This window comes from Vreelandella lutescens (genome assembly GCF_014640815.1).
Classification (GTDB): Bacteria; Pseudomonadota; Gammaproteobacteria; order Pseudomonadales; family Halomonadaceae; genus Vreelandella; species Vreelandella lutescens.
The window spans coordinates 456,012-468,280 of record NZ_BMHM01000001.1; the positions used below are offsets into that span (position 1 = coordinate 456,012).

The 12,269-nt window shown below is 56.0% G+C and carries 12 protein-coding genes; 6 read left to right on the forward strand and 6 right to left on the reverse strand.

What is annotated here, in order from left to right:
• Positions 1–380 precede the first annotated feature (380 nt).
• Together IEW65_RS02085 and IEW65_RS02090 are read left to right on the forward strand one after the other, a co-directional pair.
• Positions 381–1,301, forward strand: a complete 921-nt coding sequence (locus tag IEW65_RS02085; RefSeq protein WP_188637856.1) for a LysR family transcriptional regulator — start codon at positions 381–383, stop codon at positions 1,299–1,301.
• An 81-nt stretch (positions 1,302–1,382) separates the two neighbouring features.
• Positions 1,383–2,381 (forward strand): glutathione S-transferase family protein, encoded by a 999-nt coding sequence (locus IEW65_RS02090; protein WP_188637857.1) that lies wholly within the window; start codon positions 1,383–1,385, stop codon positions 2,379–2,381.
• 79 nt (positions 2,382–2,460) lie between these two features.
• Here the strand turns inward: IEW65_RS02090 and IEW65_RS02095 are convergent, their stop codons facing one another.
• Positions 2,461–2,943, reverse strand: a complete 483-nt coding sequence (locus IEW65_RS02095) for a PRC-barrel domain-containing protein (protein ID WP_188637858.1) — start codon at positions 2,941–2,943, stop codon at positions 2,461–2,463.
• 107 nt (positions 2,944–3,050) lie between these two features.
• Complete coding sequence (locus tag IEW65_RS02100; protein ID WP_188637859.1) at positions 3,051–3,248, reverse strand: CsbD family protein; 198 nt, start codon at positions 3,246–3,248, stop codon at positions 3,051–3,053.
• 522 nt (positions 3,249–3,770) lie between these two features.
• On the opposite strand from IEW65_RS02100, the gene IEW65_RS02105 reads away from it, so the two are divergent.
• Positions 3,771–5,483 carry a DEAD/DEAH box helicase gene (locus IEW65_RS02105; RefSeq protein ID WP_188637860.1) on the forward strand — a complete coding sequence of 571 codons (1,713 nt, stop codon included), beginning with the start codon at positions 3,771–3,773 and terminating at the stop codon, positions 5,481–5,483.
• Between the two features lie 140 nt (positions 5,484–5,623).
• A complete protein-coding gene (gene nfi / locus IEW65_RS02110; RefSeq protein WP_188637861.1) occupies positions 5,624–6,325 on the forward strand; it encodes a deoxyribonuclease V in 702 nt (233 codons plus the stop codon).
• On the opposite strand, the gene IEW65_RS02115 is transcribed toward nfi, so the two are convergent.
• Positions 6,309–7,019 (reverse strand): glutamine amidotransferase, encoded by a 711-nt coding sequence (locus IEW65_RS02115; protein ID WP_188637862.1) that lies wholly within the window; start codon positions 7,017–7,019, stop codon positions 6,309–6,311. The genes nfi and IEW65_RS02115 overlap by 17 nt on opposite strands.
• Positions 7,020–7,131: 112 nt before the next feature.
• Here IEW65_RS02115 and tpx point away from each other — a divergent pair, with 112 nt between their 5' ends.
• Entirely contained in the window at positions 7,132–7,635 is a 504-nt protein-coding gene (gene tpx, locus IEW65_RS02120) for a thiol peroxidase (RefSeq protein ID WP_188637863.1), read from the forward strand.
• On the opposite strand, the gene IEW65_RS02125 is transcribed toward tpx, so the two are convergent.
• Entirely contained in the window at positions 7,632–8,309 is a 678-nt protein-coding gene (locus IEW65_RS02125) for a gamma-glutamyl-gamma-aminobutyrate hydrolase family protein (protein ID WP_188637864.1), read from the reverse strand. The genes tpx and IEW65_RS02125 overlap by 4 nt on opposite strands.
• A gap of 40 nt (positions 8,310–8,349) precedes the next feature.
• Positions 8,350–9,357, reverse strand: a complete 1,008-nt coding sequence (locus IEW65_RS02130; protein ID WP_188637865.1) for an amidoligase family protein — start codon at positions 9,355–9,357, stop codon at positions 8,350–8,352.
• A gap of 165 nt (positions 9,358–9,522) precedes the next feature.
• Here IEW65_RS02130 and IEW65_RS02135 point away from each other — a divergent pair, with 165 nt between their 5' ends.
• Positions 9,523–11,907: a mechanosensitive ion channel domain-containing protein gene (locus IEW65_RS02135; RefSeq protein WP_422822596.1), complete on the forward strand. Its 2,385-nt coding sequence runs from the start codon at positions 9,523–9,525 to the stop codon at positions 11,905–11,907.
• On the opposite strand, the gene IEW65_RS02140 is transcribed toward IEW65_RS02135, so the two are convergent.
• Positions 11,824–12,255: a hypothetical protein gene (locus IEW65_RS02140; RefSeq protein WP_188637867.1), complete on the reverse strand. Its 432-nt coding sequence runs from the start codon at positions 12,253–12,255 to the stop codon at positions 11,824–11,826. The two genes, IEW65_RS02135 and IEW65_RS02140, sit on opposite strands and share 84 nt — an antisense overlap.
• Between the last annotated feature and the right edge of the window lie 14 nt (positions 12,256–12,269).

Genomic DNA, 12,269 nt, shown 5'->3' on the forward strand with positions numbered 1-12,269 from the left:
CATTAACCATAGACCTCTTTTAAGTCTTGTAAAAGCAGAATATAACGTGCGTCTAATTAAAGAGACGTTTTGCCCGTAAATCAGTGTGTCAGCATCGTGGTAAGACCTCCAACGCTCATGTCAACCTCCCATTGATCACAGCGAGTAAAAGCACCACGACCTTTAGCGTTACCAGTCGCCATCGCTAATATTTAAAAGGTAATTTTTTGTATTTTAATGTTTCTTTAGGTTTTTTGGCGATGCGAGTGGGCGGTGCCGGTGGGTGATATTTAAGCCAATGTCGCTAAAAACAAGTACTCGACGCTATTTCCTGGCATTCTAGTGGTATTTTTTCGAAGATGAAGCGGAATGTTTCGCTGTATGGCGTCGAGGAAATCGAAATGTCTCGGGTAACACTTGCGCAGTGGCAGATGTTGGCCGCCGTGGTGGATCACGGCGGATTCGCACGAGCGGCAGAGGCGATCCATAAAAGCCCCTCAACGCTGAACCATGCGGTCCATAAATTAGAAGAGCAGTTGGGTATTCAGGTGCTTGAGCCGGTTGGTCGGCAGGTGCGCTTGACCGAAGCAGGCGAGCTGCTGCTTCGTCGTGCGCGTCAGTTAATTGAAAGCGCTGCGTCGTTGGAAGACGTGGCCTCTCGGCTTGCCGCAGGATTAGAAGCTGAAGTAGTGGTCGCGATTGATCAAATTTTCCCGGCGGCAGCCCAGGCCAAGGCGTTGGAGCGTTTCTCCAATACTTACCCTCAAGTCAGGGTGCAGCTGCATGAGAGTGTTCTAAATGGCGGTACCGAAATGCTCTACGATGGCCGGGCTGACCTCGTCGTGTCTGGTATCGAAGCCCAGGGTTTTCTGGGTGAGCCGCTGGTAAGTGTGCGTTTTGTGGCGGTCGCGCATCCACGCCATGCGCTGCACCAGTTAGGTCGTTCATTAGATTTGCGCGACCTTGCGCAACATCGCCAGTTGGTCGTGCGAGACTCGGCGCTGCGCCAATCTACCAATGCTGGCTGGTTAAAAGCGGAGCAGCGCTGGACCGTAGGGCATGTGAGTACCTCGCTGGATATGCTACGACGCGGGTTAGGGTTTGCTTGGATACCAGAGACCCGCATTGCTGATGAATTAGCCAGTGGTCAACTTAAACCGCTGCCGCTAAGTGCGGGCGGTATTCGTGAAGTGCCAGTGCAACTTATTTTCCGTGACCGTGATCGGGCAGGCCCAGCGGCGCATGCTATGGCAGCAGCATTAAAGAGCGCTGTTAAAGAAGTATGCGAGCAACGTTCGATTCCCTCGAATGAACAGCCGTAAAACATGCGCTTGAGCCTGACTCTGTCGGGGGTATGCTGAACGTCAATCACATCATAAAACGTTCAATGTAGGAGATGCCCGATGGGACTGCTTGTAAACGGTGAGTGGGTAGACCAGTGGTACGACACCAAAAAACATGGCGGAGAGTTTGTACGCGAGTCCGCTCAATTGCGTGATTGGGTGGGCAACAGTGAGGCGTCACAAGGCGACAGCTATCCAGCCCAGTCGGATCGCTACCACCTGTATGTATCGCTCGCTTGCCCATGGGCGCATCGTGCGCTGATTATGCGCAAACTCAAAGGGTTGGAACCGCTGATCGGGACTTCCCATGTAAGCCCGCTCATGCTGGATAAAGGCTGGACCTATCATCAAGACGAAGGTGCCAGCGGCGACCCGGTCAATCAGGCTGAGTTTCATTACCAGCTCTATACCATGACGGACCCCACCTACACGGGGCGTGTAACGGTACCGGTGCTGTGGGATAAACAGCGTAGCGCCATCATCAATAATGAGTCTGCTGATCTACTGCGCATTTTTAACGTGGCCTTTGATGAGCTGACTGGAAACGATTTGGACTTTTATCCCGACGACCTGCGGGGCGTGATTGATGAAGTGAACGATGACGTTTACGACCATATCAACAACGGCGTTTACAAGTCGGGGTTTGCTACCGAACAGCAGGTGTACGAGAAGCATGTCACCGCGCTGTTTGAGGCGCTGGAGCGTGTTGAAAAACGTCTGTCAGAGCATCGCTACCTAGCAGGAGAGTGGCTAACTGAAGCAGATATTCGTCTCTTTACTACGCTTATTCGCTTTGACGCGGTCTACTACGGCCACTTCAAATGCAACTTTAAGCGCATCGAGGATTACCCGAATCTTTCTCACTATGTGCGCGAGCTTTACCAGTGCCCAGGTGTGGCAGAGACCGTCAACATGGACCATATTAAACGCCACTACTATTACAGCCATGACACCATTAACCCCACACGTATCGTGCCAGCAGGGCCACTGCTAGATTTTATGCGCCCCCATGATCGTGAGCGTTTGCCAGGGCAGGGAATTCGTCGCCGCTCATCATAAGTGAGCATAAGATGCAAAAAGGGCCACCCGCTTGGGTGGCCCTTTTGACTGTGTCACAGCGTGACAGCAGGAAGGCGAATTACTCGTCAGTATTCACAGCTTCACGAGTAGACTGCCAGGCGCTCTGTGCACCCTCTTTAGTGGTTTGCCAAGCGTCTTGGGCGTTAGCTTTGGTTTGTTCCCACCAGTCGCGGTCATACGTTGGGAATGACTCAACTTCTTCAGAAGTGGCTTCCAGCATGATGCGGTGCTCGGTGTCGCCATCGCTTTCAGTGTGTGTCTCTAGCGAGAAGTGATCGGTGCCTACCACAATTTCGCGCCCGCCTAGGCCAAGTACAGAGCCGCTCTCAATCACGAGGGCAGTAATGCGCATCTCTTCGTCGAACAGGATGTCATCTACTTCACCAATCTCTTCACCCGATCCATCGGCAAAGAACACATCTGCATCAAGAATATCTTCAGCCGAATACATGCCCTGCAGCTCGGTTTGTGCGTGGACGCCAAATGCCATGCCGCCAAGCAGTGCCGTTGTAATGGCAGTAGTAAGGATTGATTTACGCATAGCTTCTCTCCATGTGGCTATAAAAGTAGCGTCTTAACGCTAATAATGAGGGGTAAGTACGTTGCAAAGAACTATGTTGTAAAGAGTTACGTTGCAAAGTAGTGACGTTAGAGCTTGTTCGCCCAATCATCGGCGCGGCGTTCTGCCTCTTCACGCTCTAGTCCGTATTTCTGTTGCAGCTTGCCGACTAGTTGATCCTTCTTGCCGCCAATTTGCGTCAATTCGTCGTCGGTCAATTCGCCCCAGCTAGCGCGAGCTTTACCCTTCATTTCGGTCCATCTGCCTTCAACTTGATCCCAGTTCATGTGCATCACTCCTTGAAGTTTGTGAACGTCATCAGGCACCTCATTAGGTTAGACGACATATGCACAAGTGCAAGTTTGAGTATTGATATGGGTTAAATTAAAAAGGCTGGTCATGAGCTATCTGCAGTGGTAGGATGCGCCCTCCTCGCATGTGTTGACCCCTCCATCACGACGATAAACGTTCCTTGCTGTCGCTGAGCACAACCAGCCACGCTAAGCAGAAACGTTTGCGAGAACATCTCATTAATTGCAGATGTTCATTGCTGTGAAGATGGCGCGCCTCCAGCATTTCACCAAACGGGTGAAATCGGCGCAGAAGGTCGCCACAGCGGTTGGCCCGCAAGAGCGGTACTGCCAGCCGAATGCTAGGTGCGACCGGCGTCTCCGACTCCACTGATGACGATATCCGCTATGCGGAGCCTTGTTCTTTTGTTGCGCACCGTTACGCACAACATAAAACTAAGAGTCAGAGACGCTTACGATGCTTTTTGCCGGTACAGCCGGCCTACCAAGGTGTGATTAATGACCTCGACTTCTGTCGCTTCGCCGAGCTTCGGCGAACTTGCTCTGTTGCCTGCCGTTCTCGCTGCTGTTGAAGCACAAGGCTACGAAATTCCTTCGCCCATCCAAGCGCAGACCATTCCTGCGTTACTGGAAGGCCGCGATATGCTGGGCCAAGCACAAACCGGCACCGGCAAAACTGCTGCATTTGCACTGCCATTATTATCGCGTTTAGAACTGACTCGTCGCGAGCCTCAAGTGCTGGTGATGGCGCCAACCCGTGAGCTTGCACAGCAGGTAGCGGCATCGTTCAGCAAATATGGCCAAAACCTTAAGGGTCTTGAAGTTGCGATCCTGTGCGGTGGCCAAGAATACCGTGAACAGCTTGGTGCGCTAAAGCGCGGTGCCCAAGTGATTGTGGGTACACCCGGCCGTATTATCGATCACCTTGATCGTGGCAGCCTGAAGCTAGACGGCCTGTCTGCGCTGGTGCTTGACGAAGCCGACGAAATGCTGCGCATGGGCTTTATCGACGACGTAAAACGCGTGGTCGCCGATACCCCGAAAGATGCACAGCGTGTGTTCTTCTCAGCAACACTGCCGACTGAAATTGAGCGCATTGTTAACCGCTACTTGGTTAACCCAGTGAAGGTGGCGATTGAGTCGCGCACTACCACTGGCGAAAACATTGAACAGCGTATTGTTCGTGTTGACGGTGGCGCTAAGCTTGAAGCCGTGGCACGTATTCTTGAAGTTGAGCCGGTCGATGCCGCGATCGTCTTCGTACGTACCCGTGCTGCTTGTACCACGCTGGTAGAGCAGCTGACAGCACGTGGCGTGAACGCCGCTGGCCTGTCGGGTGATCTGGATCAGAGCCTGCGTGAGCGCACCATTACCCGCTTGAAGCGTGGCAAAGTGGACGTGCTGATTGCGACCGACGTTGCTGCTCGTGGTCTTGACGTTCCGCGTATCACGCACGTTATCAACTACGATCTGCCGCAAGATGCTGAAGCCTACACCCACCGTATCGGTCGTACCGGTCGTGCGGGCCGTAGCGGCATCGCGATTACCTTTGCTGGCTTCCGTGAAGGCCGCAAAGTGGGCTGGATGGAGCAGGCAACCGGTCAGAAAATGACCGAAATGCCGCTACCTGACGAAGCCGCCATTCGTGCTCACCGCGACAACGTCTTCCATCACCGTGTCGTAGCGGCACTGACCAAAGGCGCAGAAGAACAGCGTGCCCTGGTTGAGCGTTTAGTGGAAGAAGGTCACGATGCGGTTGAGCTGGCCTGTGCATTTGCTGCCATGGCCCGTGCTGACGAAGCGCCGATTGGCCGTCTGCAAGCGCCGCGTAAAGAGAAGCCTATGCGTGATGGTGCACCGGGCAAGCCGGCTGGCGCTCGTCGCGAACGCTCTAGCGCGCCCAGCGAAGGTATGACCCGCTACCGCGTTTCCGTTGGCCATAAAGACGGCGTGAAGCCGGGCCAACTGGTTGGCGCACTAGCGAATGAAGGCGGTATTGAAGGTGCGCGTATCGGTCGTATCGATATCCGCAACGCTTTCTCGGTCGTTGAACTACCCAGTGGCCTGCCTTCTACTATTCTGGCGAAAATGGCGCGTGCACGTGTTGCCGGCCGCCCGCTAGAAATTAGTGAAGATAGCGCGCCTGAGCGCGCACCGCGCCGCCGTCGTGACGATGGCGACGCACCGGTTCGCCGCCGCGAACGTGCGTAACTCAGCCTTAGGCGCTTAACATCGCCTAACGTTTGAATCACGTCCATCCCCCTATGCCACTGGCCTTGTGCCAACTGGCGTAGGGGGATTTTTTTTGGCTACGCTATACGTATTCATTTGAAGAGTCACAAGGAGCACGCATGGACGCTGCACTGCATGAATGGAATCTTTCCCCCAAACAGGCGATTGCCCTGCAGTCACAGCTCGCCCAGCAGTTAGAAAGCAGTGACCGAATCGACCCGGTAACGTATATCGCAGGGGTAGATATTGGCTTTGAAGAGGGCGGGGCGGTGACAAGAGCGGCAGTGGTGGTGTTGAAGTGGTCACCAGACATGGCTCCGCAACTGCCGGTCATCGAACAAGTGGTACATCGCGAACCCACCCGCATGCCCTATATCCCAGGGCTACTGTCGTTCCGTGAAATTCCTGCCGCGCTGGGCGCGTTTGCCAAACTCACCACTCAGCCACAGCTGGTGATGGTCGATGGTCAGGGCATTGCCCATCCCCGGCGGCTGGGCGTGGCGGCGCATTTGGGACTATGGCTGGATCTACCCACCATTGGCATTGCTAAGTCACGCTTAACCGGAATCCACGCAGAGGTGGGCGAGGCGCGGGGCGATTGGGTGCCGCTGATGGCTAAGCAAGAGGTGATTGGCGCGGTACTGCGCTCGCGCACGAACGTGAAGCCCGTGTTTGTCTCGCCTGGGCATCGGCTAACGCTTGCAACGTCGCTTGAGTGGGTCATGCGCTGCCTAGGGCCCACCAAGCTGCCCGAGCCGACCCGCTTGGCGGACCGGCTGGCATCGAGACGAGATCAGAAGCGGATCAAAGAAACGCGATAAAACGCTGCAGCAGGCTGGAAGCTTCAGGCGTATCGCTGATCGCGCTGATGAGCTGGTCTGGGTCATCGCCTTGGTCGCGCAGGGCGGCCCGCTGGCGTTCAATGTAGGCGCGCATGACGGGAGGTGAGAACTCGGGGTGAAACTGCACGCTCCACTGGCGCGGCCCGTAGCGCAGCGCTTGATGCGCATCGTGGCAATTGTGGGCCAACACCGTTGTGCCATGGGGAAGCTGCATAACTGATTGGGCATGCGTGAGGTGCGCTGAAAATTGCCCAGGCAGCTGGCTGAACAGCGGATCCTGTTGGCCTGCCTGGGTTAAGCGCACCGCCCGTGTGCCTGATTCTCGCCCGGCGGGGTGGTAGTCGCTAATACCACCAAACGCCGCCGCCATCAGCTGATGGCCATAGCAAACGCCCAGCAGTGGCAGATCATCGGCTAATGCCTGTTGTAGCCAAGGTTTGAGTGCTTCGCTCCACGGAGGCTGTTCGCTCACCATGCTATGGGAGCCGGTAATCACGGCACCGGCGATATCCTCAGGAGGTGTGTCGGACAGCCGGGCATCCCACACGCTCAGGGTTAAGTGCTCGGGCAGCGCATCGCTTAGGCGTTGGATAAACAGCTGTTCAAAATCACCGTGTTGGTCGACCACTTCAGGGAAGGCGTCACCGGTTTTAATAATGACTAAAGAGGCCATGGCATACTCGTTGTGGTGTTGCGACTGAGGAGGGATAGCCGAATCAGGTCATTCCACTGTAAGCTGAAACGTCTCACTCTGTGACTGTTTTACCATACATTAGGAGCTTGATATGCAACAGATTACCCGCGCTGGGCAACCTATGGACGTAGCGGGCACGCTGCCTGCCGCTGGCCAGGCCGCTCCCGCCATGACATTGACCAATACCGACCTGGAAGATGTCACCCTGGATACCTACCAGGGCAAGCGTAAAGTGCTCAATATCATTCCCAGTGTCGATACACCGACCTGTGCGATGTCAACGCGGCGTTTTAACGAGCTGGCCTCGAGCCTCGATAATACCATCGTGCTGGTGGTGTCAGCCGACCTGCCGTTCGCCGCCAAGCGCTTTTGCGGTGCCGAAGGGCTGGATAATGTGGAAACGCTCTCTACGTTCCGGCACCGCGAGTTTCAGGAAGCTTGGGGTGTGGCGCTGAGTAACAGCGCGATGGAAGGGCTGTGTGCCCGTGCCGTGGTGGTGTTGGATGCTGACAACCACGTGTTGCACAGTGAGCTGGTGAGTGAACTGAAAAACGAACCGGATTACGACGCCGCCCTGGCAGCGTTAAACGGCTAGTTGGCTTGCATCCCTTTTTTGGCAGCTGCCACCAGCGCGCTGATTAAGCGCTGCTGGGGGCGGTTAAAAATCAGCCACTCTGGATGCCACTGTACGCCAATCAAAAAGTCGTGAGCTTCTGACTCAATCCCCTGCACCAGTCCGTCTCGATCCCGCGCCACAATCTTAATGCCGTTTCCTGCGTGATGAACGGCTTGGTGGTGAAGGCTGTTCACCCGGCACCAGGTAACACCCAGCAGTTGGTAAAGCTTGCTGCCGCCGACGATATCCACCGTTTTGCGCGGCAGTACCGTGCGCCGACGCTTCAATCCTTCGTGGGTGGTGTAAATGTCGGGGTCTAGCGTGCCGCCTAAATGCACGTTAATTAATTGAGCGCCCCGGCAGATGCCAAGTACGGGCGTATTTTGGGGGATAAACCGGTTGAGTAAGCTCAGCTCCAACTCGTCCCGAGCAGGATCAAGGCGAACGTCTAGCTGGACTTCTCCGCCGTACAAGTGGGCTTGAATATCGTCGCCACCGCCAATGATCAGCCCATCGAGATGCTGAGGCAACGGGCGAGAAGGCGAGAGGCGCAAGGGCTTACCGCCATGACGCCAAACGGCAAACCAGTCAAAACACCAGGCAAGCTGGCTTTTATGATCTGAGGTGGTGATTCCGATCAGCGGTCGAGGCATGCGGGTGGCGTCTCGTCTTTCCAGTAGGTGAACAGTACGGTCAAGAAGCGCTAAAACGCCCCAGCAGTTTGGTTTTTAAGCGTGCCCACCAGGGCTTGCTGTGCTCTGCAATATACTCATCGCAGCGTGCTCGCAGCACCTCAGTATTGGCGGCCAGCTTTTCCACTTCTACCCAGCGGTTCCACTCCACCACGGCACCCCAGCCTGGTTGTGAAAGCTGGGCATTCGGCAACCGGTAGTGAAAGGTGGGACGCGGTTTGGTGAGTTCCCCATGCAGCAGCTCGTGGGGATGCTCCGGGCATAAGTGGGCAAAGAGTGGGAGCAGATCCAATTCCCGGTTGCGGGTAGGGTTGTGACGTAGGTAGTCGTCAATAAACGTGTCTAGATCCGGCTGGTAGCGAGCATCCAGCACTTTGAGGGCGTACTCTTTATGAAACGGATTGGCATGGGGCAGCATTTCCCGGGTGATATCGACTTTGATCTCTTCACGCAGCCAGCTGGCCAGCAGCAGGTAGGCGCGCATCATGGCGAGCAGATACTCCACCTCTACATTTTCTACCTCAGGGTTAAGATGTAGACCAAAACCATAAAGTAGGCTGGCGTCGGTGCCTTTAGCGCCTTTTTCCCGCAGCGTTTCAAACAGGGTATCGAGTGTTTCAAGTTCATCCCAAGGGACCGGCGGGCAGACAATCTCGGTGGGCACAAGGCCGGTGACCATGTCGCCAATCAGCTCGCGGGTTTTTTGATGAAACTCCACCCGCCGCTGATGCTGCTGACGCGCCCACTCGCTGTCGCTTTCGTGCTGCTCTTCCAGCAGGGCCTTATCGGGATGGGCATACTGGGTATCCAGCTCAATGCCAAACTCTCCCCAGCGAGTGCCTTCTACCTGTAGCCGATGGGGGCTGACCACGTTAAGCTCCCCACCAAACAGCGTGCGCACCAACTCGGCAGTCTCGCGGGGCGGCAGCCCGGCGAACTCGATTTCAACGCCGACGCAGCGTGGCTTGCCATCTTTATTTACGCGGTTGGGTGGGGCTTGCAGCGTCATCTCGGTATCCTGGAGGTGAACGTTTGAGTCATCAGCCTATCATAATCATGCATTGAAGCTGAGTGTAATCAACGAAGTAAATGTTAATCACCGGGCCTTGTAACCGGTCTGTGTTGGGAGTGATGTGTGCGACAACACTGGATAATCAAGATCATCGTCGTTGTGATGCTCAGCATGCTGCTAAGCGCGACGGCACTGGCGCAAAGCGTTTCCTTGCCAACCTTGGCGGGGAGCGAGTCGTCAGAGCAAACAGACGTCAGCAACGAAGAGTTCCAGAGCTCGTTGAACGATGTGATCTCCATGTTAGAGAACGAGGAGCAGCGCACCGCGTTACTCACCTCGCTTCGAGAGCTGCAGGTCAGTACCGACGCCGCTGAAGAAGAGGGCGTTGTCCGGCAAGGGTTGCTCGGGGCGTTAGCCGATACGCTGACCGATATTGGTGAGCAGGCTCAGGCCGGAGACTCGCCAATTGATGAGTGGTCGCGCCAATTAGTACAAGGGGCTGAAGATTTACGTGCCTTAAACGATGGCGCGAGCCGAGGGGAAGCGCTGCGTGCGGTGGCTGATGGAGCGGTACTGGGCTTTGTATGGACCACACTGCTAGTAGTGATGATTGCCTTTGGGCGCTTGGTGGCCACGCGTCGGCACTGGCCCTTGGATCTACCTCGCGACCCTAAAGCGTGGCTGCTGGCGGTACACTTCTTACGCCGTATGCTGCCCTGGACGCTTGCCTTTGCGATGACGCTTGGAATCGGCCAAATCCTTCCCTATAGCCCCGGGCGTGCCGTGGTCTTGGTGGTGGCGTATATCTGCCTATGCGGTCGAGCTCTCTCGGTGGTGTTTGAAACCGTGATTGCTTTCTTCAGCCGTGGGCACCGTTTCCCGGCCGTGCAGGTGCTGCAGCATAAAGCGCTGCGGGGCCTGTTTGTGATCGGCGCACTGATTGCCCTAGGCGATGCGGTGAACTCTACGCGCTTAGTGGAGCTGCTGGGCGCAGAGCTTTCCAGCTTGGTATCGGTGCTGGCGAACATGCTGGCAGCGCTGTTATCGGCGCGCTTTATCTTCAAATTTCAACGCCCGGTACGCCATCTCATCTGCAACCGACCCTATAAGCAGCGCCGGGATGCCAGCGCTGCCGTTGAGATGATTCGTGCACTCGGCGGGCTTTGGCATATCCCCGCGCTCTTGATGGTGGGCGGCTCGCTGATGGCTATTTTCATCACCGTGGGCGATGTGGGCACGGCACTGGCACGCTCCATTGTCTCTGCCAGCTTGCTGGTGCTCACGTTGGTCGCCACAGGGCTGTTACGTCGCCAGTCCGAACGGCTTAACAAGCGCCGTCATCGTCGCCGCTTTAGCCAATACCGCAAGCGCTTAGAACGCTTTGGCTTTGTGCTGGCGCATATCTGCGCGTGGATGGTGTTTGCCGAGCTCTCCATGCAGGTGTGGGGTGGTTCGCTGTTTGGGCTTGGCCAGCAGGCGGTAGCCAGCGCCCGCATTGGGCAAGCGCTGGTCAGCCTGGGTGCGACGATTTTACTGGCTTGGCTGGTATGGATTTTTGCCGATACCGCTATTCAGCGAGCGCTGACCTCTTCGGCTCGCTCTCGTGGGCGGCGGGTGAATCAGGCCCGGGCACAAACCATTACGCCGATGATTCGCAACGTTATTTTTGTCACGATTTTGATCATCGCGGTAATTGCGGGGCTGGCTAATCTCGGGGTGAACGTGACGCCGCTGCTGGCGGGTGCCGGTGTGATCGGTCTGGCGATTGGTTTTGGTGCGCAAACCCTGGTGCAGGATTTAATTACCGGTATTTTTATCCTGATTGAAGACTCGCTGGCGGTGGATGACTTTGTGCAGATCAACGGCCACATGGGCACGGTTGAAGGGTTAACGCTGCGCACCGTGCGTCTGAGAGACCTCGACGGCGTGGTGCATATCATTACCTTCAGCCGGATTGAGTCGATTCATAATATGTCACGCCAGTTCGGTATCGCCCTGATGCGTATCCGTATTCCCTACGATATGAAGATTGACGATGCGATTACCCTGATGCAGGAGACGGCTCAAGAGCTGCGTAAAGATCCGATGATGCGCCACTACATTTGGTCGCCATTGGAGATGCAGGGGGTACAAGGGTTTGAAGAGGGCTGCCCAATTTTACGCATGCGCTTTCGTACCGCGCCGGAAATGCAGTGGGATGTCTCGCGTGCGTTTAACCTGCTGTTGAAGCAGCGCATGGAAGCCCAAGAGATCGACCTGGGCGTACCGCGTTTGAGTTTGAGCATGGAGGCGCGCTCAGAGTCGCGTATGCAAGATACGTCAGGCACCGATTTGAGCTTTGAACGGGGCGAAGAGAGTAGCTCCTCAAGCCAAGAGGGCCATAAAAAACCGGCACCGCCTAAGCCTGCACCGCGGCCCACCCAGGCAGAAATTCGCCAGGATGAGCGAGAGCGCCATGGCGCTTCAACCCAGGCTAAACCCCAAGCTCAAGGCAAACCCCAAAGCGAGGCCTATGCCCGCCCCCACGGCGAAGACGGTGATGAGTAACCAAGGGCCGCGCAGGCGACGCCAGCGGTTGTAAAGTGATACTGCGTGACTTACGCGGTCAACAAGCTCGTCGTGGCGGGAGATCGCGTTATCCGGCGGTAGCGAAAAATCGTTGGCCACATCCCCCTGCCAATGGGCACCGTGGGTGAGACCCAGCCGCGCGCGCAGACGTCCAATATCGCTGAGCGTATGGTGCAGGGTGTCGTAGGTTTCCCGATGTGGAGCGACGGCCAGCACGGAGGTGGCATCTTGGCGCAGGGCGCTGTTTTGGCAGCGGGCTACGGCACTGTGAATCTGGTGATCGTTCGCGTCAGGCGTTAGGGCTAGGCGTTGATACAGGTCGCGCATAATTCAGGTGAACT